At 36.6% G+C, this 26,067-nt stretch carries 23 protein-coding genes; 4 read left to right on the forward strand and 19 right to left on the reverse strand.

The window, feature by feature from the left end:
- Nucleotides 1–56: 56 nt before the first annotated feature.
- The 3 genes from B6A10_RS01725 to B6A10_RS01735 all read right to left on the reverse strand — a co-directional run bounded on the left by B6A10_RS01725 (nucleotide 57) and on the right by B6A10_RS01735 (nucleotide 2,280).
- Entirely contained in the window at nucleotides 57–401 is a 345-nt protein-coding gene (locus B6A10_RS01725) for a HopJ type III effector protein (RefSeq protein WP_188219471.1), read from the reverse strand.
- 104 nt (nucleotides 402–505) lie between these two features.
- Nucleotides 506–1,222, reverse strand: coding sequence for a 16S rRNA (cytidine(1402)-2'-O)-methyltransferase (rsmI, locus tag B6A10_RS01730; protein WP_188219472.1), 717 nt, complete (start codon nucleotides 1,220–1,222; stop codon nucleotides 506–508).
- Between the two features lie 23 nt (nucleotides 1,223–1,245).
- On the reverse strand, nucleotides 1,246–2,280 hold the full coding sequence (locus B6A10_RS01735) for a hypothetical protein (RefSeq protein WP_188219473.1): 1,035 nt from the start codon (nucleotides 2,278–2,280) through the stop codon (nucleotides 1,246–1,248).
- Between the two features lie 261 nt (nucleotides 2,281–2,541).
- On the opposite strand from B6A10_RS01735, the gene B6A10_RS01740 reads away from it, so the two are divergent.
- Nucleotides 2,542–3,132, forward strand: a complete 591-nt coding sequence (locus B6A10_RS01740) for a thymidine kinase (protein ID WP_026715393.1) — start codon at nucleotides 2,542–2,544, stop codon at nucleotides 3,130–3,132.
- Between the two features lie 103 nt (nucleotides 3,133–3,235).
- On the forward strand, nucleotides 3,236–3,661 hold the full coding sequence (locus B6A10_RS01745) for a YMGG-like glycine zipper-containing protein (protein ID WP_026715394.1): 426 nt from the start codon (nucleotides 3,236–3,238) through the stop codon (nucleotides 3,659–3,661).
- A gap of 81 nt (nucleotides 3,662–3,742) precedes the next feature.
- On the opposite strand, the gene rpoN is transcribed toward B6A10_RS01745, so the two are convergent.
- From rpoN to B6A10_RS01785, 8 genes are all read right to left on the reverse strand, one after another.
- A complete protein-coding gene (gene rpoN, locus B6A10_RS01750; RefSeq protein ID WP_188219474.1) occupies nucleotides 3,743–5,200 on the reverse strand; it encodes an RNA polymerase factor sigma-54 in 1,458 nt (485 codons plus the stop codon).
- Nucleotides 5,201–5,283: 83 nt separating this feature from the next.
- Complete coding sequence (asnS, locus tag B6A10_RS01755) at nucleotides 5,284–6,717, reverse strand: asparagine--tRNA ligase (protein ID WP_188219475.1); 1,434 nt, start codon at nucleotides 6,715–6,717, stop codon at nucleotides 5,284–5,286.
- Nucleotides 6,718–7,218: 501 nt separating this feature from the next.
- Nucleotides 7,219–7,533 (reverse strand): GIY-YIG nuclease family protein, encoded by a 315-nt coding sequence (locus B6A10_RS01760; RefSeq protein ID WP_188219476.1) that lies wholly within the window; start codon nucleotides 7,531–7,533, stop codon nucleotides 7,219–7,221.
- A gap of 325 nt (nucleotides 7,534–7,858) precedes the next feature.
- Complete coding sequence (locus B6A10_RS01765) at nucleotides 7,859–8,386, reverse strand: hypothetical protein (RefSeq protein WP_188219477.1); 528 nt, start codon at nucleotides 8,384–8,386, stop codon at nucleotides 7,859–7,861.
- Nucleotides 8,387–8,537: 151 nt separating this feature from the next.
- Nucleotides 8,538–9,158, reverse strand: a complete 621-nt coding sequence (locus B6A10_RS01770) for a hypothetical protein (RefSeq protein ID WP_188219478.1) — start codon at nucleotides 9,156–9,158, stop codon at nucleotides 8,538–8,540.
- A gap of 342 nt (nucleotides 9,159–9,500) precedes the next feature.
- Nucleotides 9,501–12,125, reverse strand: coding sequence for an MGH1-like glycoside hydrolase domain-containing protein (locus B6A10_RS01775; RefSeq protein ID WP_188219479.1), 2,625 nt, complete (start codon nucleotides 12,123–12,125; stop codon nucleotides 9,501–9,503).
- 249 nt (nucleotides 12,126–12,374) lie between these two features.
- Nucleotides 12,375–13,211 carry a mechanosensitive ion channel family protein gene (locus B6A10_RS01780; protein WP_188219480.1) on the reverse strand — a complete coding sequence of 279 codons (837 nt, stop codon included), beginning with the start codon at nucleotides 13,209–13,211 and terminating at the stop codon, nucleotides 12,375–12,377.
- A 23-nt stretch (nucleotides 13,212–13,234) separates the two neighbouring features.
- A complete protein-coding gene (locus B6A10_RS01785; protein WP_055094643.1) occupies nucleotides 13,235–15,634 on the reverse strand; it encodes an efflux RND transporter permease subunit in 2,400 nt (799 codons plus the stop codon).
- A 195-nt stretch (nucleotides 15,635–15,829) separates the two neighbouring features.
- Here B6A10_RS01785 and B6A10_RS01790 point away from each other — a divergent pair, with 195 nt between their 5' ends.
- Together B6A10_RS01790 and B6A10_RS01795 are read left to right on the forward strand one after the other, a co-directional pair.
- Entirely contained in the window at nucleotides 15,830–18,100 is a 2,271-nt protein-coding gene (locus B6A10_RS01790; RefSeq protein WP_157502711.1) for a cation:proton antiporter domain-containing protein, read from the forward strand.
- A 2-nt stretch (nucleotides 18,101–18,102) separates the two neighbouring features.
- The gene (locus tag B6A10_RS01795; RefSeq protein WP_188219481.1) at nucleotides 18,103–18,432 is read left to right on the forward strand and encodes a DMT family transporter; all 330 of its coding nucleotides are present in this window, start codon (nucleotides 18,103–18,105) and stop codon (nucleotides 18,430–18,432) included.
- Here B6A10_RS01795 and B6A10_RS01800 read toward each other — a convergent pair.
- The 8 genes from B6A10_RS01800 to B6A10_RS01835 all read right to left on the reverse strand — a co-directional run bounded on the left by B6A10_RS01800 (nucleotide 18,429) and on the right by B6A10_RS01835 (nucleotide 26,061).
- The gene (locus B6A10_RS01800; protein ID WP_188219482.1) at nucleotides 18,429–20,927 is read right to left on the reverse strand and encodes a DUF5686 family protein; all 2,499 of its coding nucleotides are present in this window, start codon (nucleotides 20,925–20,927) and stop codon (nucleotides 18,429–18,431) included. The two genes, B6A10_RS01795 and B6A10_RS01800, sit on opposite strands and share 4 nt — an antisense overlap.
- A 309-nt stretch (nucleotides 20,928–21,236) precedes the next feature.
- Nucleotides 21,237–21,800: a ribosome recycling factor gene (frr, locus tag B6A10_RS01805; protein ID WP_026715404.1), complete on the reverse strand. Its 564-nt coding sequence runs from the start codon at nucleotides 21,798–21,800 to the stop codon at nucleotides 21,237–21,239.
- Nucleotides 21,801–21,883: 83 nt separating this feature from the next.
- Complete coding sequence (pyrH, locus tag B6A10_RS01810; protein ID WP_188219483.1) at nucleotides 21,884–22,591, reverse strand: UMP kinase; 708 nt, start codon at nucleotides 22,589–22,591, stop codon at nucleotides 21,884–21,886.
- A gap of 61 nt (nucleotides 22,592–22,652) precedes the next feature.
- Nucleotides 22,653–23,438 (reverse strand): patatin-like phospholipase family protein, encoded by a 786-nt coding sequence (locus B6A10_RS01815; protein WP_188219484.1) that lies wholly within the window; start codon nucleotides 23,436–23,438, stop codon nucleotides 22,653–22,655.
- 201 nt (nucleotides 23,439–23,639) lie between these two features.
- Complete coding sequence (locus tag B6A10_RS01820; protein WP_188219485.1) at nucleotides 23,640–24,182, reverse strand: hypothetical protein; 543 nt, start codon at nucleotides 24,180–24,182, stop codon at nucleotides 23,640–23,642.
- 82 nt (nucleotides 24,183–24,264) lie between these two features.
- The gene (gene truB, locus B6A10_RS01825) at nucleotides 24,265–24,963 is read right to left on the reverse strand and encodes a tRNA pseudouridine(55) synthase TruB (RefSeq protein ID WP_188219486.1); all 699 of its coding nucleotides are present in this window, start codon (nucleotides 24,961–24,963) and stop codon (nucleotides 24,265–24,267) included.
- Nucleotides 24,963–25,748, reverse strand: coding sequence for an undecaprenyl-diphosphate phosphatase (locus B6A10_RS01830; RefSeq protein ID WP_188219487.1), 786 nt, complete (start codon nucleotides 25,746–25,748; stop codon nucleotides 24,963–24,965). The genes truB and B6A10_RS01830 overlap by 1 nt, the downstream gene beginning before the upstream one ends.
- Before the next feature lie 79 nt (nucleotides 25,749–25,827).
- Complete coding sequence (locus B6A10_RS01835; protein WP_188219488.1) at nucleotides 25,828–26,061, reverse strand: DUF3098 domain-containing protein; 234 nt, start codon at nucleotides 26,059–26,061, stop codon at nucleotides 25,828–25,830.
- Between the last annotated feature and the right edge of the window lie 6 nt (nucleotides 26,062–26,067).

The raw sequence follows: 26,067 nt of genomic DNA on the forward strand, positions 1-26,067 counted from the left end.
TAGATCTGAAATCAGTCCCGATAGCTATCGGGACGTTAACCTTCAATCTTAAATAATTATTTTAATTCTAAAGCAGTTCCTTCAAACTGAATGCCGCTCCAGCCGTGAACCATAAAGTTTCGGATGTTTTGGTGATTCGTTCCTTCCGGATCTCCTAAAACTTCATCGCGGTAAAAAGCGCCAAAACAAGCTAAGGTTTCGTCCTGAGATAAGTTTTGTAATTGGGCAAAAGCAAATAATTTGCAGGAACCAGAGTTTGTTCCGGCAGCGTTATGTGTATTTCCGTTTTGAAAAGCGGTTGGAGTAAAATCGTAATTCGCTTCGATTACTTCAATGGTTTCCGGAAAAGTAATGGCTTCAGGTGTTTGTTTTAATTTTTCTAGGAAAGTTGGAATATTCATTATCTGCTAGTGTTTTTGTTTTATGATTTTATTGTCAGTTCGAGCGGAGTCGAGAACTAATAGAAGCATCTCGACTCCGCTCGATGTGACAAAATGAGATTTAATTATTCTTTGTCTTTTTGAAATTTATTTTTCTTGGCTTCTTTTACAATCGTTTTTCCGGCAACGATAACTACAATTTCGCCTCTTGGAGCTGTGTTTTCAAAATGTGCCAAAACTTCTTTGACTGTTCCTCTTCGGTTTTCTTCGTGCATTTTAGAAAGTTCCCGCGAAACGCATATTTGTCGGTCTTGGCCAAAATAAGTCGCAAATTCGCTCAGTGTTTTGACTAATTTATGTGGCGAAACATACAAAATCATCGTTCTGGTTTCCTCAGCTAATTCTAAATAGCGGGTTTGACGTCCTTTTTTTTCAGGTAAAAAACCTTCGAAAACAAATTTGTCATTAGGTAAACCACTATTCACTAAAGCCGGAACAAAAGCTGTTGCGCCCGGAAGGCATTCCACCGTAATTCCGTTTTCAACACAGGCACGGGTGAGTAAAAAACCGGGATCGGAAATAGCAGGAGTTCCGGCATCTGAAATTAATGCAATATTTTCACCGGCTTTCAATCGGGCAACCAGATTTTCGATGGTTTTATGCTCGTTGTGCATGTGGTGACTGTGCATGTGCGTGCTTATCTCAAAATGTTTCAGGAGTTTTCCACTGGTACGCGTGTCCTCGGCCAGAATTAAATCGACTTCTTTTAGAATCCGAATGGCTCTAAAAGTCATGTCTTCGAGGTTGCCTATGGGTGTGGGAACGATGTATAATTTAGACATAAATTAGTTCTTCTTCAGTTGTTTTAAAGGAATTTTTTTTCGATAATTTCCATAAAACGTTCCTCATATTCTTCTTTTCCTTCCCAGTTGTTGTAATCGGGTTTAACCATGTCGTCTATGAAACTTTTGGTCTCATAAAAATTATCAAAAGTGATGATTTGATTCATCACTCGAATGTAGTCTTCGTTACTGTTGCCAAAAAGATGTTTAACAAAAGCCAAACGGTCGTTCAGGTCAATTTCAATTCCTTTTGAAAATTTATCGTTTAACGAAAGAGATTTTGAATTGGTTTTTTCAGAAGTTTCCACGGCTTTTTCTACAGGAGTTTCTATGGCTTCCGGAGCTTCAAAAACAATATTATTAGTTGCGGCTGGAGCCGGAATTTCATCTACTTTAACAAATTCAGGCTCGCTGTAATCCAAACCTAATAAGTCTTCAAACGAAATTTGTAAAGGCTCCGCTTTTTTAGGTTCTTCAGCTTCCGGCTCAGATGCTAATTCGAAAGCTGCTTTGAAAGCCGGAATTTCCACTTTTTCATTATCAGTTTCTTCCTCTTCTTTTTCCTCTTCTTCAATTTCAATTTCCGGTTCCTGTTCGTGGAATTCAGTTTCGTTTTCTTCTAAGATTTCTTCTTCGTCAGAAACTAAGTCTTCTTCCTCTTCTTCAGTTTCTTCTGCAACAATAGTTTCTTCCTTAATTGTGCTATTTTCAGAATCGGCAACAGCTTCTTTTTCTTCTTCAACTATTTCTGTTGTTGCAGCAACAGTTTCTTCGGTTTTAGTTTCCGGATAAATAGTGCTTTCGGTCATTTCAATAACCGTTTCAACCGGTAAAGCAGCTTCTTTGTCATAGAAACCTTCTACTTCCTTTTCAATATCGCTATAGTTGCCAATGGTAGGTTTGGTATCCGCGTAATTTTCTTCTATAAATTTTAAAACAGACAGTTTTTCGTATAGTTTTTGGGTTTCCAAATACAATTGATTCACATCAGATTTATCTTTAAGCTGTAAAATTCTGTGTGCGATGCTAATTAAATCGGCTTCTAATCTTTTTTTCATATCTGTAATTTATTTTTAGAGGTCAAATGATGCTCTCGCCGTTTGTTTAGACCGGCAATTTTACAATGGTTTAGTTTTGGCGAATGTTTTTTATTATTTAGTGAAAGAATTAGGAACTGCTTTTAATTAAGTGTTCTAAAACCTTCAAATTGCTAAAAATTTTCTACTTTTGAGAAAGTGTAAAAGTATAAAATCTTAAGCCGATTTTAAGTTTACAAAGTAATAAAAACTATTCATTTTTTAAGTTAGAAAAAATATAAAATGTTTCTCGAAAATACAGTAAATCATAAAGAGCAATTTGGTTGGATTGAAGTTATTTGCGGTTCCATGTTTTCGGGAAAAACAGAAGAGCTGATTCGCAGGTTGAAAAGAGCACAATTTGCCAGGCAAAAAGTAGAAATTTTCAAACCTGAAGTGGATACCCGTTACCATCAGGATATGGTAGTTTCGCACGATGCGAATGAAATTCGTTCCACGCCGGTGCCTGCGGCGGCTAATATCGCCATTTTAGCACAGGGTTGTGATGTGGTAGGAATTGACGAAGCACAATTTTTTGATGATGAAATTGTAAGGGTTTGCAATGATTTGGCGAATCAGGGTGTTCGTGTGATTGTTGCGGGACTGGATATGGATTTTAAAGGAAATCCTTTTGGCCCCATGCCGGCATTGATGGCAACGGCCGAATATGTGACGAAAGTTCATGCGGTATGTACCCGAACCGGAAATCTGGCGAATTACAGTTTTAGAAAAACAGCTAATGATAAATTGGTTTTATTAGGTGAAACCGAAGAATATGAACCGCTAAGTCGCGCGGCTTATTTTGAAGCCATGCAAAAAAGTCAGGAAGAATAAGGCCGGAGTTAAAATTCTGTAATATATTAACAAAATCATGTAAGGAATTCAGGCGGTCTTTTAGTGTATCTTTGTAGAGTAATAATTTTAAACACGATAAGTCATGAAATATATTGTTTATGTAATTTTAGCTTCTTTGATGATTGTTTCCTGTAAAAAAGCCGAAAAAGCAGGAATGATGGATGATAGTCAGGCCAGTATTGATTCGATGAAACAGGCGAGTATTGATTCGATGAAAATGGAAATGGTTAAGCAAAAAGCCATTGATTCGATGAAAATAGAAATGGCAAAACAGGAAGCTGCTAAGGGAAAAGAGGTAACGGTAATTAATAATACCACACCTCAGACTACAACTGAGAAAAAGAAATGGAGTAGTACGGCTAAAGGTGCGGTAATTGGTGCCGGAGTAGGAGCTGCTACAGGTGCTATTATCAGTAAGAAAAAAGGAGAAGGTGCTATTATTGGTGGTCTGGCCGGAGCGGGTGTTGGTGCCGGAACCGGAGCAATCATCGATAGTAAGAAAGAATAAAAATGGTTGGTTTGTTTTATAAAAAGAAGGGCTGTTTCAAATAACGAAACAGCCTTTTTTGTTTTGTAAAAAGGGAAGGTTTTAAATCTTTTTGCGCATTCGGGCAACCGGAATATCTAATTGTTCGCGGTATTTGGCCACTGTTCTTCGGGCAATAGGATAGCCTTTATCTTTAAGCATTTCTGCCAGTTGGTCGTCCGGAAGCGGTTTTTTCTTGTCTTCTTCTTCGATGATATTTTGCAATATTTTTTTGATTTCCAAAGTCGAAACATCTTCTCCCTGATCGTTTTTCATCGCTTCTGAGAAAAATTCCTTAATCAGTTTGGTGCCATAAGGCGTTTCCACATATTTGCTGTTAGCCACACGGGAAACAGTCGAAATATCCAAACCTACAATATCGGCAATGTCTTTCAGAATCATTGGTTTTAGTTTGGTTTCATCACCATCTAAGAAATATTCTTCCTGATAATGCATGATGGCATTCATGGTTACAAACAGGGTTTCCTGACGTTGTTTGATAGCATCAATAAACCATTTGGCTGAGTCTAATTTTTGTTTGATAAACTGAACAGCATCTTTTTGAGCTACTGATTTATCGCGGGAATCTTTATACGTTTGCAGCATTTCCTGATAATCCTTAGAAACGTGCAAAGAAGGGGCGTTTCTTCCGTTTAGGGTCAATTCGAGTTCGTTATCAATAATTCGAATGGCAAAATCAGGGACTACATTTTCGGTTATTTTGTTGTTTCCGGTAAAACCACCACCCGGTTTCGGGTTTAGTTTTTCGATTTCGTAAATCGCTTTTTTAAGAAGCTCATTCGAAACATTGTATTTCTGAATCAGTTTGTCGTAATGTTTTTTGGTAAAAGCATCAAACTGATTTTCGATGATATCAGCAGCCAAATCAACCGAATCGGTAGGCGTTTTGTGTTTTAACTGCAATAACAAACATTCCTGTAAATCTCTTGCTCCTACGCCGGAAGGTTCTAACTGATGGATAACCTGAAGCATACGTTCTACCATGTATTCATCGGTGTAAATGGCCTGAGTAAAAGCCATATCGTCCACAATATCCGGAATACTACGACGAATGTAGCCCATATCATCAATACTTCCCACCAGAAATTCGGCAATTTCTCTTTCATGGTCTTCCAGAATAAAAGTGTTCAGCTGGTTGATTAAATCCTGATGAAAACTAATCGGAGCGGCTATAGGCGATTCGCGCGATTCATCATCGTCGCTGTAATTGTTAGTTTGCGTTTTGTAATCCGGAGTATCGTCGTCGCTTAAATATTCGTCGATATTGATGTCGTCGGCTTCAATTCGGTCTGAATCTTCAAAGTCGTCGTACTCGTCGTTTTCATATTCGTCTTTCTCGTATTCTTCTTCTTTTCCGGATTCTAATGCCGGATTTTCATTCATTTCTTCTAAAAGACGCTGTTCAAAGGCTTGCGTAGGCAATTGAATTAACTTCATCAGCTGAATTTGCTGTGGAGATAATTTTTGGGTTAACTTTAAATTTAAGAATTGCTTTAGCACTTGTGTTTAATCGTTTATTTGTTTAATTGTTTATTCGGAATAATCGGTTAAACAAATAAACGATTAACCGATTAAACTTTTTATTAAAATTCAGCATTCATAGGTGTTCTTGGAAACGGAATTACGTCACGAATGTTAGTCATTCCGGTTACAAAAAGCACTAATCTTTCAAATCCGAGTCCGAAACCGGAGTGAACCGCACTACCAAATCTTCGGGTGTCCAGATACCACCATAATTCTTCTTCATGAATGCCCAGTGTTTTCATTTTTTCGACCAAAACATCAAAACGTTCCTCTCTTTGCGAACCGCCAACGATTTCTCCAATTCCCGGGAAAAGGATGTCCATGGCGCGAACGGTTTTACCGTCTTCGTTTAAACGCATATAGAAAGCTTTTATTTTGGCCGGATAATCAAACAGAATTACCGGACATTTAAAATGTTTTTCCACCAAATAACGTTCGTGTTCCGATTGTAAATCAGCACCCCATTCGTCAATAATATATTGAAATTTTTTCTTTTTATTTGGAGTTGAATCTCTCAAAATATCAATCGCTTCGGTATAAGAAACACGTTTGAAATTATTTTCTAAAACAAAATTCAATTTTTCCAGCAAACTCATTTCGCTTCTTTCTGCCTGCGGTTTTGATTTTTCTTCTTCCAGCAAACGGGATTCCAGAAATTTTAAATCTTCCGGACATTTGTCCATGGCATATTTAATCACATATTGAATAAAATCTTCTGCCAAATCCATATTGGCATCCAAATCATTAAAAGCGACTTCCGGCTCGATCATCCAAAACTCAGCCAAATGGCGGGAAGTATTGGAGTTTTCGGCTCTAAAAGTTGGCCCAAAAGTATAAATCTGTCCCAAGGCCATCGCGAAGGTTTCGCCTTCCAGCTGTCCTGAAACGGTTAAATTCGTATGTTTTCCAAAGAAATCTTTCTTGTAATCGATGTTGCCTTCTTCCGTTTTTGGCAAATTATCTAGTGGCAACGAAGTCACCTGAAACATTTCGCCGGCACCTTCCGCATCGGCTCCGGTGATAATTGGCGTATTGACATAAACGAATCCCTTTTGTTGGAAATAATTATGCACCGCAAATGACAATACCGAACGCACGCGCATAATTGCCCCAAAAGTATTGGTTCTGACACGCAAATGCGCATTTTCGCGTAAAAATTCCAGAGAATGTTTTTTAGGTTGCATCGGGAATTTCTCCGGATCCGAATCGCCAAGGATTTCTAAATGAGAGACTTTGATTTCATATTTCTGTCCGGCTCCTTGGCTTTCTGTCAAAGTTCCTGTTACCGAAACCGCAGCCCCGGTAGTGATTCTTTTTAAGGTTTCTTCAGGCGTATTTTCAAAATCCACCACACATTGAATGTTGTTGATGGTCGAACCATCGTTCAATGCAATAAACTGATTGTTTCTAAATGTTCTTACCCATCCTTTGGCGTTTACTTCCTGCAGTGTAACCGAGCTGTTCAATAAGTCTTTAACTTTTGTGTGCCTCATTTATCTGTAAATAACGATTAAGAATAATCCTGTTTCTATGTCACAAATATAATTCATTTTCCCAAAGGAATAAACCTATGAATTGAATTAGAAGCTGATTCCCGCTATTTGCTATATCTTTTATCCCGTTCTTAAAAACGTGATAAAAGGATACCGCTGCTATCGGGGCTAGGAATGGATGGGCGATAATATATGCCGTCCCTAGGGGACTAATGATTTACGTTCAATGATTCACCCCGAAATAAATTTCGGGGCTACAATAGATGTCGTTCCTACGGAACTAAATGATTGAATCTATTCGGGAAATTATCTTTTTAATTAAAGTAAGAGCCGTAGGCTCGGTCTATTTTGTAGGGATGGATTTTAATCCATCCACAATTGACGGTAATTTTTTGGAGTGCCGTAGGTACGGAATATTTAATTTGCAAAAGAAATGTTTTTTAAAGTATGGTAACCCCAAAGTTGTCATTCCGACGAAGGAGGAATCTTCACAATCAAAATCTATTCAAATAAGGAATTAAGAAATTCTAAATTTGGGTTTATTGTTTTTATTAAATTGATTTTCTTTTCTCTACGCCAACCTTTAATTTCTTTTTCTCTGGCAATAGCTTCCTGAATCCAAGTGAATTTTTCGAAATACAATAAATAATGAACATGGTATTTTGATGCAAAAGTTTTATTATCCAATTCTATGTTATCGGTATGCTGTTGCAATCTAATTTTTAGATGATTTGTTACACCAGTGTATAAAACTGTTTTGGCTTTGTTTGTAATGATGTAAATATAATACGTATGATAACCTTCTTGAAATTGCATCGGCTAATTAGTTTTAGGTTAATTTCTTTGCGGAGATTCCTCCTTCGTCGGAATGACAAAATGCGTGTTATGCGAAATATCACAATGATTAATAATCCGCAAACTTACCATTTCAGTGAAGGAAAATACAAGTATTAGCGTTTTGTAGTTATCCCCAACAGTTTGTCTACAAACTTGTCATTCCGACGAAGGAGGAATCTCATCAAGCATTTTTATAAACTCCTATTTATGAGTACAGACTGAATATTTGAGTTGCAAACGCTACGATTTTTCTTTTTAGTTAAGTAGGTACTCGATGTAATCGAGCACCAGTTGGAGGTTGGTATTAGTTTTTACCTGCTTTATTCCACCAAAATATTAAATAAATAAAAGGTGAGTGAATTAACAAATTAAGTATATAATTCAAATATGGTCTATTCCATAACAAAGGAATCTTATAAGCAATCCAAGTGATTAGATATATAATTCCGATAATTATAATTATTCCAGAGATAGCGCCTAAAACATTTTTTAATTCTCTGTGAACGGAACCGGTAAAAGGCATAACTATTAAGCCAATAATCATGATAATAAAAAAATAATTAGATGTCAAAACCATCCAAAACAATGAACGAATTGGTTTTTTTATAGTTATATTCTTGTTTTTAATAACAGACCTTTTAATTTCAGTTTTATCTGATTTTTTAAAAATATTGAGTTGGTTTAAATCCAAATTCCGTAATCGGTCAGAATAATGCTTTCTATTATAAATACAATTTTCTAATTCGGTCAGTTCGACTATTTTTAGAGAATCAGTTTTGTAAATTTTCTTTAGGTTATTAATGGATTCTAATTTTTCTATTTTATTACTCAAATGATAATCATAAGAAAAGTTAAAATAGTAATCACAAGTAGTTAGAACAAAAATAGAAATGATAAATATAGAAGTCTTTAAACCTAAATGTATTGATTTGTTTTCAAAAAATTTAAATACTCTGTCTAATATTGTTGACAGCTGTGTTTTTTTAATTCAGTTCTGTTTCTTCAAAGTCGATCCAAAAGTTAACCAAATCTCCCAAACTCATCAATTCAAAAATTTTTTGTCCAGGGAATTTTTTTAAGTTTAAATATTGCCATATAGGATCAACGCATCGTAGATTTTCTTGGATGTTTATTTTAGAATGTCCGAAAGCATTTCTTAGTTGTCTAGCAAATTGACATTTTGAATTTGCTTTGTTTATTCCTCCATATTTTGTTATAATTCTTTGACAAACTTCATTTTCCCACCAGTCTATAAATTGTTTTTCAGCTAAACTGCATAATTGTTCGTATTCAGGAATTGCGCTTACAACACTAAAGTTCTCACTGTTAATATTTTCTACTTTTCCGATCCCAATTTGAGTTTGCCTTTCAATTTCATAAGGTTCTGAGTTGTTTATATTTATTAAATCAGGATTAAAACATATTGTCTTTTCGGATATAAATGCAGCTAATATTTTAATAGGATTAAATAGCTTTTGATTTTCTTCGAAAATTTCCTTACTAATCAAATAGTCTTGCCTAATAACAGATTTTAATTGTTTGTAAAAAGTATGACTTTCTGTTATGATATACTTTTCGGGAGTATAAATATCATTTGGTATCATTTCGAAAAATTTATGGTTTTATACTTTGCGTTAGCATTGCTGTGAATACATTTATAAGCGAAACAAAGTTTCGGTAATCCATTGTAAATAAGGTGTGTATGTGAAATTTTGTTTCGTATTGTTGTTTTTCCAAATATATAAAAACATTCTTGTAAAACAGAATTTTCTAACTAGCCCTGACGGTAGAGGCATCCTTGTAGTGGATTTCTTTAAGCCGCTACAAGATACAGCGAATGGCAGGTATTTATCGTTGTTTTTAAGTAATATTTTCTGCTCCAAAAAATAAAATCCCATCTCATTCCTAAAAACAAGACGGGATTTTAATATAAATGGTTTTAAATTTTAACTGTTTTCCTCCAGTTCCAAAATCAAATTAGCAATCAGGGCTGTCCATCCGGTTTGATGGGAAGCGCCAAGACCTTTTCCGGTATCGCCATCAAAAAATTCATAGAACAGATGTTCGTTTCTAAAATGCTCGTCTTTGGCAAAATGCATTTCGTGGTCGTCCGAATGGTATTGGAATTTGCCATCACTATTGCGTTCAAACAGTTTGATTAAACGTTTGGTCAATTCGTTAGCGATTTCTTTTAAATTCAATTTGTTGCCTGATCCTGTTGGGAATTCATAGATATATGTTGGTCCGTAAAAAGTATAATATTTACGAAGCGATTGGATAATCATATAGTTTAACGGCATCCAGATAGGGCCACGCCAGTTCGAATTTCCACCAAACATATTCGAACGGCTTTCTCCCGGTTCGTACTGAATTTGGTGACGTCCATGATGTTCAAAAACAAAAGGATGATCCTTATGGAATTTAGACAGGGAACGAATTCCGTAATCCGACAGGAATTCGTTTTCATCTAATAAACGGATTAAAAGATGTTCGAGTCGGAAGCCACGCATAATCGAGAACAGGAAGTTGCCATCGGGATTGGATTTTTCTAAATTCGAAATTAAGGAAGCAAGGTCAGGACGGGTTCTGATGATTTCGTTAGCTCTTTTTCTAAAATCCTGTAATTGGTCGAAGAGCTCTTTGTTCATGATTTCGACCGCAAACAGTGGAATTACTCCCACCAGAGAACGCACTTTTAAACGTTCGGCTTTACCATTTGCCATTTCCACTACGTCATAGTAAAAATTGTCTTCGTCATCCCAAAGCGAAATATCTTTTTTCCCGATGTGGTGCATTGCCCAGGCAATATTCAAAAAGTGTCTGAAAAATTTAGCCGATACATCTTCGTAAATTTTATTGGTTTTGGCCAGTTCCAGTGACATGCGAAGCATATTCAGCGAAAACATAGCCATCCAGCTAGTGGCATCAGCCTGTTGCATTTTTTTTATTCCTTCGGGCATGTGGTTGCGGTCAAAAACCCCAATGTTATCTAAGCCCAGGAAGCCTCCTTCGAATAAGTCGGTACCGCTGGTATCTTTTTGGTTCACCCACCAGGTAAAATTGATGAGTAATTTTTGAAAAGCAGTTTCTAAGAAATCAGTATCTGCTTTTCCGGTTTTGTTTTTGTCTTTATCATAAACGGTCCACACCGCCCAGGAATGCACGGGAGGATTGACATCGCTAAAGTTCCATTCGTAAGCCGGAATTTGTCCGTTAGGATGCATGTAGCTTTCCTGTAAAACGAGCAGCAATTGTTGCTTGGCAAAATAAGGGTCAATTTCTACAAAGGAAGCCATGTGAAAAGCCAAATCCCAGGCGGCATACCAAGGATATTCCCATTTGTCAGGCATTGAAATCACATGACGATTGGTGAGATGCTGCCAGGAAAAATTCCGCATGTTAGAACGATGTGGCGGTTCTTCTTTAGGGCCTCCAAAGAGCCATTTGAAAACATCGTTATAATAAAACTGCTTGGTCCATAACAAACCTGAAAAAGCACTTTTGGCTATGATTCTGTGGGCTTCAGGGATTTTTTCGGTGATAATGTCACTGTAAAAGGCTTCGCATTCTGTTTTCCGTTGGTCAAAAATAGATTCAAAATCTCCCCAGGGATTGTTTAATGGTAGATGACTTAAACGAACTCTAATGCTTTTTTCTTCGCCGGCTTTTAATTCTAATTCATGCCAGATAGCGACTTTAGTTCCAAATTTCTCCGGATTTACAGTTGGTTCTCCTTTGGTAACATGATTGTTGATACCGTCTTTAACGTATTTATATTCGTTAGCGAAATTGTAAATACGCTCGTTATTGGTTTCGTTTTCACAAAATAATTGTTTGCCATTTTCATGGTATAAGTAATAATCTTCAATACGACTGCTTTTAGAAAGCACTGCATTTTCAGAAACCGATTCCATATTCGGTCTTGGGTGACGGTTGTTGTGTTTCCAGAAATTTCTAAACCAATAATGCGGCAATACATGAATTTTGGCTGTTTCTGTACCTCTGTTGACCACTGTAATTTTCATCAATAAATCTTCTACATCCGCTTTGGCATATTCGATAAAACAATCAAAATAAGCATTGTTGTCAAAGCTGTTGCTGTCCAAAATCTCAAATTCCGGTTCTTCACGGCTTCGTTGGTTTTTTTGAACCAAATCCGTGTAAGGGAATTCGTTTTGTGGGTATTTATAGAGGTATTTATTGTAAGTGTGCGTAGGTGTCGAAACCTGATGGAAGTACAATTCTTTGACATCCTCACCATGATTTCCCTGATTGTTTGTTAGACCAAAAAGGCGTTCTTTAAGAATAGGATCTTTACCATTCCAAAAAGCAGCAGCCAGACATACAATTTCTCTGGAATCACAAAAACCGCCAATGCCTTCTTCGCCCCAGCGATAGGCGTTACTTCGGGCTTTGTCGTGGTCAATAAATTCCCAGGCTTCTCCGTGTTCGCTGTAATCTTCACGTACCGTTCCCCATTGTCTTTCGGCTAGGTAAGGACCCCATTTTTTCCAATTTCTGTAATTATTTGCAACAGCTAGTCTTTCTTTTTCTGAAGTGGTATGCGCCATAATTTTGTGGTATTTTTTAAAACCAGCTTTTGATTTTTAGAGCTTGGTTATAAGTAAAAATAAGACTTTTTTCTGCAACTGTTTCAGTGTAAGTTAAGTATTGTCTAATTGAAAGAATTGCAAAGTTTCTTTTTCTGTTTCAGAAAAAAAGAAGGACTTTTTTTGAGGAAGTGCTAGTTAAAATTTTAATAAATAAAAAAATCCCGCCTTTAAGTTAAGACGGGATTTGAGAGTTGTGTTTGAAAAAAATTATTTCTCTTTAATAAAATGCATATCCATTTGCGGAAAAGGAATGTTGAGGTTGTAATTAGCAAATTGGGTATAAACCTTTTCATTCATGTCAAAGAATACATTCCAATAATCAGGTCCATCTACCCAAACTCTTACAGTAAAATTCACCGAACTATCAGCAAGAGCAGCTAATCCAACGAAAGGAGCCGGATCTTTTAAGATTCTTTCGTCCTGAGCGATAAAATCATTGATAGCTCTTTTGAAATTTTGGACGTCATCTCCATAGGCAATTCCAAAAGTCCAATCGACTCTTCTTGTAGGTTCAGCCGAATAATTGATTAAAGCGCCTGTTGAAAGTGGGCCATTAGGAATAATTACCAGTTTTTTATCGGCTGTGTTCAGCATGGTCGAAAAAATGCTGATTTCTTTTACCGTACCTGTGAATCCCTGGGCTTCGATAAAATCACCAATTTTAAATGGTTTCAGGATTAAGATGATAACACCTCCGGCAAAATTTTGTAAAGTTCCCGATAGCGCCATACCTACAGCCAAACCGGCAGCTCCCAGAATGGCTACGAATGAAGTCATTTGGATTCCAATCATTCCCATTACTGTTACGAAAACTAAAGCTTTCAGGGCAATGTTAGTCAAGCTTTTTAAAAACGGAACTAATGATTGGTCTATTTTAGATTTTTCTAAGGATTTGCCAACGGCTTTTGTGATGATTTTTGTGAACCATAAACCAATAATCAAAACGATAATTCCACCCACTAATTTAGGGGCGTATTCAATTCCAAAATCGATTAATTTTTCTACATATTTGTTTACGGTTGTTACGTGTTCTTCAATAATCATTTTTTTGTTTTTTTATTCTAATTTTATTTGTCTTCTAATTCGTCTAGATGGTCTAAAACATCAATTTTAGGTTCGATAAATTCCTGTTCGTTAGCCAATGATTTGTTTAATGTTAAAACCAAACAAGGTAATAACATCAAATTAGAAAGCATTCCAAAAGCAAGCGTGATAGCAATTAATCCTCCAAGAGCTACAGTTCCGCCAAAATCAGAAAGCATGAAAACAGAGAATCCTGCAAATAATACTACTGAAGTATAAAACATACTGATTCCGGATTCTTTAATTGTGGCAAATACCGATTTTTTAATCTTCCAGTTGTTGTGTGTAAGTTCCTGACGATATTGTGCCAAAAAGTGAATGGTATCATCAACTGATAAACCAAACGCAATACTAAAGACTAATATTGTGGAAGGTTTTAACGGAATGCCAAAATAGCCCATTAAACCAGCTGTAATAGCAAGTGGAAGTAAATTAGGGATTAAAGAAACGACTACCATTTTGAACGAACGGAACATGAAAACCATTAACATGGATATAAGGAAAATGGCAAACAAAATCGAACTAACTAAGTTATCCAATAAATATTTGGTTCCTTTTTCAAAAACCAAAGCTTTTCCGGTCATGGATACTTTGTAACGCTCTTTTGGGAAAATAGTATTGATTTTTGACCAAAGTTTATCTTCAATTTTAGCCATATTTCCAGTGCCGATGTCTTTCATGAAAGTGGTAATTCGGGCAACCTGTCCGGTACTGTCCACATAACTTTTCATGATGTTTTCTTTGCTGTCTTTGGTTCCGTTTTTGGCATAACTTAAAATAAAAGCCTGTTCCTGAGAAGTTGGTAATTCATAATAGTCCGGGTTTCCGTTGTAGTACGCCTGTTTCGAATATTTAACCAAATTAAGAATCGAAACCGGTTTAGACAATTCCGGAATTTCTTCGATAGTTTTTTGTAATTCGTCCATTTTTCTCATGGTCGAAAGTTTCATAACTCCCTTTTTGCGTTGGGTGTCAATGGTAATTTCAAGCGGCATCACGCCGTTGAATTCTTTTTCGAAGAAAAGAATATCATTGAAAAAACCTGTTTTCTTAGGCATGTCTTCAATTAAACTTCCTGAAGTCTGGATTTTTAAAGCGCCAATACAACTAATCAGAAATAGAAAAATAGCTACTGCATACACATAGCGGCGGTTGTATTTTACGGTTTTTTCTATCCAGGAAATAAATTTCTTAGTATAATCACGGCTCAAATGTTCCAAGTGTCGGTCTTTTGGAACGGCCTGATAGCTGTAATAAATAGGAATTACAATCAAACACAAAAAGAATAAAGCAATGATGCTTAACGAAGAAACGATACCAAATTCTTTTAACAATTCACTATTGGTAATGATAAAAGTAGCAAAACCGGCTGCTGTGGTTAAATTGGTCATCAAAGTAGCAGTTCCTACTTTGGTAATTACCCTTTGCAGTGCTCTGGCTTTGTTTCCGTGAGCGCGGTATTCCTGCTGGTATTTATTAGTCAGGAAAATACAGTTCGGAATTCCGATTACAATCACTAATGAAGGAACAATGGCTGTAAGAACGGTGATTTCGTAATGGAATAATCCCAGTAATCCAAAAGTCCACATTACGCCAATAACTACAATAATCATCGAAATTAAAGTAGCGCGGAACGAACGGAAAAAGAAAAAGAAAATAAAGGAGGTAATAAATAGCGAGGCTCCAATAAACAGACTGATTTCGTCGGTGATGCTTTTGGCATTTAAAGTTCGAATGTAAGGCATTCCCGAAACCCGAAGATCGATACCGGTTTCTTTTTCAAAAGCTTCAATTTTCGGGATAAAATCATTTAGGATAAAGTCCTTTCTTGCAGCGGTGTTTACAATTTTTTTATCCATGTAAATGGCCGAACGAATGGTGCCTTTGTTGTTAAAAAGCAAACCTTCGTAGAAAGGCATTTTTTCGAATAAATCTTTTTTAATGCTGTCCAGATACGCCTGATTGTTTGTCTGACTCTGATCTACAAAAGGAGCTAACTCGAAACTTTCAATAGCTTCGTTTTTTTTCAGTTTCTTCAAATCACTTACTGAAATAACCAAATCGATTTCTTTTTGTGATTTAAGATCGGTCATCAGTTTATTCCAGGCAGCAAAAACTTTCGGGGTAAAAAATACATCGTCTTTGATACCAACAACCATAAGGTTTCCTTCTTCGCCAAATTCTTTCAGGAAAGCGTTGTATTCTTTGTTAACGATGTTGTCGTCCGGAAGTAAGTTGGCTTCGGTAAATGAAAACCGAATATTTTTCCATTGTAATCCCAGAAAAATGGTGAACAGAAGAATAAGTCCCAGTATTGCTATTTTGTTTTTAAGTACAATTCGGGCCACAAACTCCCAAAATCCCACTTTTAATTTCTTTTTCATAAGGGTTTTAAAATGGCTGCAAATGTAATGAAAACCAAAGTAAAGGCGTAATTTATTTGTAAATTTTAAATGAATTTTAGGTTTTTGGAGCGCTTGTTTTTCTTGATTTATAATTAATCTTCGGCTTGTAATTTCAATCAAAGAATTTAGCATCTTTGTGTGAAATTTGAATCAATAATTTTGTGGGTTATGGTTTTGAAAAAATATAAAAATTCGCTTTTTTATTTTGGGGTTACGGGAGGTTTTTCGGCTTTAATTTATTGGATTATCGGACAGGGAAAATTGCTTCAGTTGAAAAAAGTACCAATCGGAGTTAAAGCGTCTAATGATTCTTTTAACGATTTTGTTAATTCGATGCTGCATAACTTTCAGGATCCGCTGGCTATTTTGCTGGCTCAGATTGTGATGATTATCCTTACCGCCCGAATTTTCGGCTGGTTTTTTAAGAAAATTGGGCAACCCACTGTTATTGGTGAAATCATCGCCGGAATTGTTCTTGGACCTTCTTTGGTAGGAATGTATTTTCCGGAATTTTCGGCGGCTTTGTTTCCGGAAGCTTCTTTGGGAAATTTGAAGTTTCTAAGTCAGATTGGGTTGATTCTTTTTATGTTCGTTATCGGAATGGAATTGGACGTAAAAGTCCTGAAAAATAAGGCTAGTGAAGCTATTGTTATTAGTCACGCCAGTATTGTGATTCCGTTTGCTATGGGAATCGGTTTGTCTTATTTTGTGTATAATCAATTTGCACCGGAAGGAGTAGAGTTTCTTTCTTTTAGTCTCTTCATGGGAATCGCGATGAGTATTACGGCTTTTCCGGTTTTGGCGCGAATTGTTCAGGAGCGCGGAATTCATAAAACCCGATTGGGAGCTATCGTAATTACCTGTGCCGCTGCCGATGATATTACTGCCTGGTGCTTGCTGGCAGTGGTAATTGCTATTGTAAAAGCCGGTGATTTTGTAGGTTCGTTGTATGTGATTTCGTTGGCATTTATTTATGTTTTAGCCATGCTTTATGTGGTCAAACCTTTTCTGAAACGAATAGGTGATTTGTATGCCGAAAAAGAAAATATCGGAAAGCCGGTTATGGCGCTTTTTTTATTACTGCTTATTCTTTCTTCTTACGCTACCGAAGTAATCGGGATTCATGCCTTGTTTGGTGGTTTTATGATGGGAGCTATCATGCCGGATATTGCTAAATTCAGAATGATTTTTATCGAAAAAGTCGAAGATGTATCGGTGATTTTGCTTTTACCGTTATTTTTTGTTTTTACAGGTTTGCATACGCAGGTGGGCTTGATTAATGATCCGTATTTGTGGAAAGTTACGGCGGCAATTATTGGAGTTGCAGTGATGGGGAAATTTCTGGGAAGCGCACTTGCGGCTAAATTTGTCGGGCAAAATTGGCATGAAAGTTTGACTATTGGTGCTTTGATGAATACACGGGGTTTGATGGAATTAATTGTCTTGAATATTGGTTTGGAACTAAAAGTGTTAACTCCTGAAGTTTTTACCATGATGGTCATTATGGCATTGGTTACGACGTTTATGACAGGGCCGGCATTGAACGTGTTGGATTTTATCTTTAAAAATAAAAGAGAGGAAGAAAGCGTTGAAGTAATTGACGAGAGTAAATACCGTATTTTGATCTCTTTTGGAAATAATGAAAAAGGAAAATCTTTATTGCGTTTGGCCAATGGCTTAACCAAAAAACAAAAAAAGACTTCGGTCATTACAGCGATGCATTTGTCTCAAAGTGACGAACTGCATTCGTTTAATTTGGAAGAAATTGAAAGAGAAACTTTCGAACCTGTTTTTGACGAGTCAGATCAGTTGGGAGTGAAATTGCTTTCTATTTTTAAAGTGACCAACGATATTGAAGCCGAAATTGCCGATGTGGCTAATAACGGTGATTACGATTTGCTTTTGGTTGGTTTAGGAAAATCGATTTTCGAAGGAAGTTTGCTGGGGAAAGTAATCGGATTTACCACGCGAATCATTAATCCGGATCGATTGATTGATAAATTCAAAGGAAAAGAAGGTCTGTTCGAAAATTCGCCTTTTGATGAAAGAACAAGGCAAATTGTAGCTAAAACTAAAACTCCGTTGGGAATTTTAATAGATAATGATTTTGAACAAATGGATCATGTTTTTGTGCCTATTTTAAAATCAGACGATGCGGTGTTGATGGATTATGTGCAAAAAATGATTTACAATAATAATTCAAAAATTCATCTGGTGGACAGCAATGGTTTTGTGAAAAATAATTTTGTGATTCAAAGTACTGTGGTGACTTTGTTGCAAAAATACCCTAATAATATCAGTGTTATCAGCGATAAAGAAATGAATGCTTCTTTTATCAAACAACAGGATTTGATGCTGATTAGTTTAGAAAGCTGGAAAAGTGTGATGGATACAGCTGCCGACTGGCTGGTGGATATTCCTTCTGTTTTAATAATTAAATCATAAATATGAGTTGGCTTTTATTGGTAATTGGCGGATTGTTTGAAGTTGCTTTTGCTTCCTGTTTAGGCAAAGCCAAAGAAACTACAGGAATGGAATCGGCTTACTGGATGATTGGTTTTTTGCTGAGTTTAACGGCGAGTATGTTTTTGTTGTACAAAGCCACGCAGGAATTACCTATCGGGACGGCTTATGCGGTTTGGACCGGAATTGGAGCTGTAGGAACAGTTTTAGTAGGGATTTTTGTGTTCAAAGAACCGGCAACTTTCTGGCGCTTGTTTTTCATTAGTACGCTTATTGCTTCCATCATCGGACTCAAATTTGTGTCGAGTCACTAAAAACCTAAATTCAAAACATAACTGAGTTTGATGGCAATATTGTCTTCAAATCGCGGAAGTTGGTTAGGACCGTAACGGAAAAAAGTAGTGAGTCCTAATCCGTTGAAAATCTGATTTAATTCAATTCCCGATTCAAAGAAACCATTGTGTAAGGTTTTAAAATTAAGTCCGACATGTTGTTCCGGATGGTCTAAATTTCCCCATGCCATTCGGGAAACTAAAACCAGCGAAGGCTTTATTTTTTTGAACAAAGTCACACGGTTAAAAGCGTGTTTGAATTGAAACAAAGCATATTTGTTGGAGAAAAATTCGTTAAAAAACATGGTTTCAAAACTGTTTTTTCCGCCAAAAGTAATTCGCTGAATAACGGTTTCTTTTGTAATGTTATTCGGCGAGGTATTGTATAAATGCGTTAGCGGAATGTCTCCTAAAGCGTAACCTGCCTGAAATAATAAGGACGTTTTTTGCCCGTTTAAATATTTCTTTTCGTATTCGGTTTTAAAGTCAAATTTGCTGAAATTAAAATCATTCTCCCATAATTTTCCAAGCGATTGTGTGAACTGAAAGGTAAATTTAGGAAAGCGTTTTTCTATTTCGATTCTGCCGGTCGGAGTTTGCATAAAATCACTCAGCGGACTCCATTGCAGCGACAACATGGCTGTGGTCATGGTGTAAGCTGTGTAGAGTTTTTCATTATACAAAAAGGCATAATTGAATTTTGGAGTAATATCGGCGTGATTGAGTTCCAGAATACTTTCGGTTTTGGGAATTTTTCGGGTTTCAAAATAGCTTTTCCAACTCACATAATTGTAAAAAGTGCTGATGTTTATCGGGCGCGGATCGTAAATTTTGAAAGGTCTTTTTTCAATCGAAAACCAGGTGCTGGCAATTTCCCGAACATCATCGGTATAGGCAATTCCCATCCAGGAATTGTCTTTCTGATCTATTTTTGCGGCAGCGCCCAGACTTCCTTTGAAAATGCCGTCTTTGGTTCCGTAAGCATAATAGCCTTCAATTCGGAAGTTTTTAGAAAGACGTTCGTTAGTGACACCACCTAATCCTAAACGGAATCCTTCGTGATTGTTGTAGCTGAATATTTTTCGTAAATCCAAATCAAAGAAAGCAATGGGGAAATAGCCGTTGATGATTTTTTTTCCAAATTGCACGCGATGGGCAATTTTTCTTCTAACCGAAATGCTATCGAGTTCGCTATAGGTTTTTTGACTGCGAATATCCATGGCGTCTTTTCGGTAGTTTTCCCAAAAAGATTCTTCTTTATTCAGCGCATTTTTCTCTATTTCTACAGCAAAATACGAATTAGGAATGGAGACAGTAATGTTTCTTTTAATGTCAAAATTATAGGTTTCTGATTGTAGATAAATATAATCCGAAGGTTGTTTTTTTCGGGGTTTAAGATTGTTTTCTACATCACCGTCAAATTGAATCGTTCCGCCAAAAATACGAATGTCATCGTCATTTTTTCCTTTAATAATCCGGAAGCTTTTGTGAGTAGTAAACCAAAGATTTTCTTCCGGGAAATATTCAAATTCATGGCTTCCGCTAATATCGAGTAAGCCGCGGATGCGCATAATCGCTTTGGTAACGGCGTAACTGTGTTGGTCAATGTATAAAATACCTTCGAGTCCTTTGGCTTTGCTTTTCTTTTTGTTTTTGAAATAAATCATAAAAGAATTTCTGCCCGAAATAGCAATGGTGTCCAGAAGTTTGTAATCGTAATCCCGAAAAGAATTTTCGGCAATCGGACTGTTATATTTGGTTTCGAAAAGTTCGTATTTCGAATCGTAAATGGAAAAAGACTGCAGGTTGAACGATAAGATTTCATAAAGTGGCTGCTTAAGTCCCGCCATTTTAGTTCCTAAAACGGTTTCTTTGAGTTTGTTGTCGCCAAATTGAAATTGGGATACTTTTTCTGTTTGAAATAAATGGCGTTTGCTGACCGTTTTTTTGAATTTGTAATTGGTAGAATCCAGTTTTATATAAACGCCATCCCGGGTTCTTTTGACAATGGTAGAGTCAATTTTTCCGGAAATCGAATCGGGATTAGCCGAGACGATGAGTTTGTTGTAGCTTTTAAATTCAAAGCTTTGCAGCTTTTTTTCGGGATTGTTTTGGTCTTTGAGTGCGATGGTTTTTTGAATAATGGCCAGTGCCGTATTTTTATTTTGAATTTTTACTTCTTTTAGAACGGCTGTTTGCGGAGTCAAAAAAACGGTGTAAAAAACAGTTTCGTTTTGATAGTCGGTTTTTTTTATTTGGTAACCCAAATAAGAAACATAAAAAGACGAAAAAGTTGTTTTGGAATCAAAGTTAATGCTGAATTTTCCATCTACATCGCTAATGTTGCTGCCGGAATTGGTTGTGATGGTGGCAAAAGGCAGCGGTTTGCCGGAGTGGGAATCTTTTACAATTCCATTAATTTGAAATTGCGCCTGAAGCGAAAGGGTAAAAAGGAAAAACAATAAAAAATGCTTCATGGCTGCTTTTTGAATCAAAACGAAAGGAAACGCTTTTTTGGTATGGCAAAAGTAAGAAGCTATGTTTGATTAATCGTCACTTCGAGTGATTTTTCGTAACAGAGTGGAGAAAAATTGTATCGAGAAGGGCTTTAATGATTTGACTTTATTGGTTCTCGATACAAATTTTCTGAAAAAGCTATTCGCATTTTCCGAAAATTTACTCGAACTGACGCTAAGCTTTAATCCCATTTGGTATAACTTTTCTAGAATGAAAAATCCGTCCCGATAAAATAATCAGGACGGATTTTAAAATGTGTTTTTCGAAAGTTACACTTTCATAATTTCGGCTTCTTTGGCAGCAAGAAGCTCGTCTATTTTCTTGATGTAAGTGTTCGTTAGATTTTGAACATCTTCTTCGGCGCTTTTGCAAATGTCTTCCGAAGTTCCGTCTTTTTCCAGTTTTTTGATGTCGTTGTTAGCGTCTTTTCTGGCGTTTCGGATACCAATTTTGGCATCTTCAGCTTCCGCTTTGGCTTGTTTAGCCAATTCGCGACGACGGTCTTCTGTCAAAGGCGGTACGCTAATGATAATGACATCTCCGTTGTTCATTGGGTTAAAACCAAGATTAGCAATCATAATGGCTTTTTCAATGGTTTGTAACATGTTTTTTTCAAAAGGCTGCAAAGTAATCGTGCGCGCATCCGGAACGCTGATTTTAGCTACCTGATTCAACGGCGTTGAAGATCCGTAGTAATCTACAAATACACTCCCAAGCATAGCAGGAGAGGCTTTTCCGGCACGGATATTTAGAAATTCTTTTTCTAGGTGACCAATAGAACCTTCCATAGATTCCTGTGCGCTATCTAATATAAATTCAATTTCTTCAGTCATTGTTTTAGATTTTTAGTGTTCAGTCCCGAAGCTTCGGGATTAGATTTCAGATTTTCTGTTGTCTGAAAGCTGCTGTCTGCAAATTAAATATTAACTACTGTTCCAATGTTTTCACCATCGCAGATTTTTTCAAGATTTCCGTTTTTGTTCATGTCAAAAATCAGGATAGGTAATTTGTTTTCCTGGCTTAAAGTAAAGGCTGTAGTGTCCATTACATTCAGTCCTTTTTTGATTACATCATCAAATGAAATATAGTCAAATTTTACGGCAGCAGCATTTTTTTCAGGGTCAGAGTCATAAACTCCGTCTACTCTTGTTCCTTTTAAAATTACGTCGGCATTAATTTCAATTCCGCGTAAAACAGCAGCGGTATCGGTAGTAAAATAAGGATTTCCGGTTCCTGCACCAAAGATTACGATTCTTCCTTTTTCAAGGTGACGGTCGGCTCTTCTTTTGATATAAGGTTCGGCTACAGCTTCCATTTTCAAGGCTGTTTGCAAACGGGTTTTCATGCCTTTTTCTTCTAAAGCGCCCTGCAAAGCCATTCCGTTAATTACGGTAGCGAGCATTCCCATATAATCGCCCTGTACTCTGTCCATTCCGTTGCTTGCTCCTGCAACACCTCTAAAGATATTTCCTCCACCTATTACGATGGCAATTTCTACTCCTTTGTCGTGTACTTTTTTGATTTCTTCAGCATATTCAGCTAATCTTGCCGGATCGATTCCGTATTGACGTTCTCCCATTAAAGCTTCTCCGCTTAATTTTAGAAGAATTCTTTTGTATTTCATGTGATTGTTGCGTTGATTGGTGCAAATATAGGGATATTCTTTTTTTCTGAAATAGGACGCCTTAAATTTTATATAATTTGTTCTCGTAGCTGTATTTAGCGGCCTGATAGCCTAAATTGAAAATTGTATCCATTTTAATTTTGTTAGTTTCAAAGGTACTGAAAGTGCTTAACTCTTTGGGTTCGATCATCCAGTCGCAATGATTGAATTTAGTTCGATTCGAATTTTCCGAAAGAATATCAAAAGCACGAGTGGTTACGGCGCGGATGGAATTCAAATCTTTGGCTTCGATAGTATTGATGGGACTTACATAAACCCCGATGATGGTATCGCAGTTTTTTTTGAGTAAATCGGTGGGAAAGTGATTCAAAATTCCGCCGTCACTGTAATGATTGCCGTTGATTTGATAAGGCGAAATGATTCCCGGAAAGGAAGAGGACGAAATCAGTGCATCGACAATTTTGGTTTCGGGTTCGAAAATTTTCAGTTTGCCTTCAATCATGTCGGTCGCGGTAATTTGTGTTGGAATTTCCAAATCAGAAAGAGTCGCATCCTTAAAAACCGCCTGAAAATATTCTTTGAATGCCTCAGAATCGATCAAGCCGGCTTTGGTAAAAGTGATGTGTTTCCAATGAAATAAATAAATAGATTTGAAGAAATCGAGGATTTCTTCGGGTGTTTTACCCCAGGCATACATAGCGCCCACAATTGAACCGGCGCTGGTTCCGGCAATTTGAGTAGGACGAATGCCCTGTTCTTCCATAAATTTAATTGCCCCCGCATGGGCTAAACCTTTTGTTCCGCCACCCGAAAGCGCCAGCCCAATTGATTTTGAATAGAGGTTCATTTGGTTGGTAATTTTTATAAAAGTACACTTTTTACGCATTTCATAAGTCTAAAATTTGTTTTTTTAGAAGACAGAGGAGATTATTTGAATAGTTTAAAAGTTTCAACTAGGTTTGACTTTTTTTAGACTTTATGAGATTAAAATATTTAGATAAATTCAATAAAAATAACTATTTCGTTTTTGTAAGAATAATAATGATTTTCAACGATTACTTCTATCTTTTGAGTTTTTTCTGAAACTTGAAAATGAGATGCCTAAGCTAATCGTGGCTACTTTCTCTTCACTGTACAGTTTAAATCCGTATTGGGTGAGTTCTATAAAAACAGCAGGTCCTTCGATGCCTTCAATTCCTAATCCAATTTTTTTATAATCTCCGTGCAAATTTCCGCGACCTATAATAATTGATTTGCCGTAATCGGTTTCGATATAAAAGAAGGTTTCGGGATCTAATTTCAGACTAAATTTCAAATTTGCAAAGGCAGGAACAACAACAAGTTTTTTGGAGGCAACCCAGTCAATACCTGAATTTAAACCCACGGCAATTTTTCGGTTAAAATGCAAGCCTTCGCCAAATTTAAAGCTTAAACCATTTGGCGTAAACCAATATTCGTCTTCGTTGTCGCTGTTTAGATTTGCCCTCATAGGAGTGGAAAGGCTATATTGTGTATAAGCGCCTTGTTGAAATTGGGCAAATACGGAACAGGAACATCCCAAAATTAGTAGTAGCCAAACTAAGGTTTTCATATATAGACGTTTAAAAAGTCAGTATGCGATAAACTCCTTATTATTTCTACACTAAGTTAGTTAAATTTATGATGTGAAGTTGTTAGAAATCTAAATTTAAGCTTTCTTCAAAAAGCGTAATATCAATGGCATTTTTTACATTATAATCGCCAATTTTGGTACGGCGTAATGCGGTGAGGTGCGCACCAGAATTTAGGGCTTTTCCAAAATCAAAAGCCAGGGAACGAATATAAGTCCCTTTGCTGCATACTACTCTGAAATCAATTTCAGGAAGTGCAATTCGGGTGATTTCAAATTCGTGAATCGTGGTTTTTCTGCTGGCAATTTCCACTTCTTCACCGGCGCGGGCGTGTTCGTACAGGCGTTTGCCGTCTTTTTTAATTGCCGAAAAAATTGGAGGTTTTTGATCGATTTCGCCTAAAAACTGCTTCACCGTTTCATGAATTAAAGCTTCGTCGATATGGTCTGTTGGGAAAGTCGCATCCATCTCGGTTTCTAAATCATAAGAAGGTGTGGTCGCTCCAATATAGAAAGTTCCAGTGTATTCTTTGGCTTGTCCTTGTAGTTCGGCAATTTTTTTGGTGAATTTTCCGGTGCAAATTAACAATAGTCCGGTCGCTAAAGGATCCAAAGTTCCGGCATGACCAATTTTGAATTTTTTAGGTAAGCCTACCTTGTTAATCAGCAGGTATTTTAATTTATTCACCGCCTGAAAGGAACTCCATTGCAAAGGTTTGTCAATCAATAAAACCTGCCCTTCTAAATACTCTTCTTTTGTCATTAGATAACGGTAAGCGGGTGAATGAAATAATGAATGAGCAACAGGATTAATCCGGCTGCTATGCGGTAGTAACCAAAAACTTTGAAGCCTTTTTTACTTAAAAAGCCAATGAAAGATTTAATGGCTAACATGGCTACGATAAAAGCAACAATGTTTCCTATGAATAAGATATTAATCTGGTCTTCGGTTAAAACGTAACCATCTTTATAAAAATCGTAGCATTTTTTTACAGTAGCGCCTAACATCGTTGGGACAGCCAGAAAAAAAGAAAATTCGGCAGCAGCCGTTCGGGATAATTTTTGAGACATTCCGCCTACGATAGAAGCTCCGCTTCGGGAAACTCCCGGAATCATTGCAAAACATTGGAAAAAACCAATTTTTAAAGCTCTGCTGTAAGTGATTTCAGTGTCTTCTGAATTGTTGAACCAGTCGTCTACTTTGAGCAGAATGATTCCGCCAATTAATAACGAAATGGCAACGGTAAGAGGATTTTCCAGTAAAGAATCGATTTTTTTGCTGAAAAGCAAACCAAAAACAACCGCCGGCATAAAGGCAACCAATAATTTGAAATAAAAATCCAAAGACTGAAAAAAACGTTTGAAATACAATACCAAAACCGAAAGGATAGCCCCTAACTGAATGACGATTGTGAAAAGTTTAGTGAATTCTTCGTGCTCAATTCCGTAAAAAGAGGAAGCAATAATCATGTGTCCTGTGGAAGAAACCGGAAGAAATTCGGTGATTCCTTCGATTATAGCCAGAACAATAGCTTGTAATGTGTTCATTTTGGAGTAATCAGTTTTCGGTTTTCAGTTTTCAGTTGTTTTGCTGTTTTTTCTGCAAACTGCAACTGATTACTGTAAACTACTTGTTGTTTTTTTTGAAAATGGAATAAATGGTAATTCCGAAACCAATTAAAACGGTTGTTGGTGCTAATCGGATTCTTCTAAAGTCAAAAATGGCATCGCTGTACACTTTTGGATCATCACTTCCACCACCTGACATAAGTATAAATCCAAGTGCAATAACCCCGATTCCGATTAATAGGATTTTATAGTTTACTTTATCGAATAAAAATTCCTGTTTGTTGTTTTCCATTTTATT

The organism is Flavobacterium pokkalii (genome assembly GCF_014596575.1).
Taxonomy (GTDB): Bacteria; Bacteroidota; Bacteroidia; order Flavobacteriales; family Flavobacteriaceae; genus Flavobacterium; species Flavobacterium pokkalii.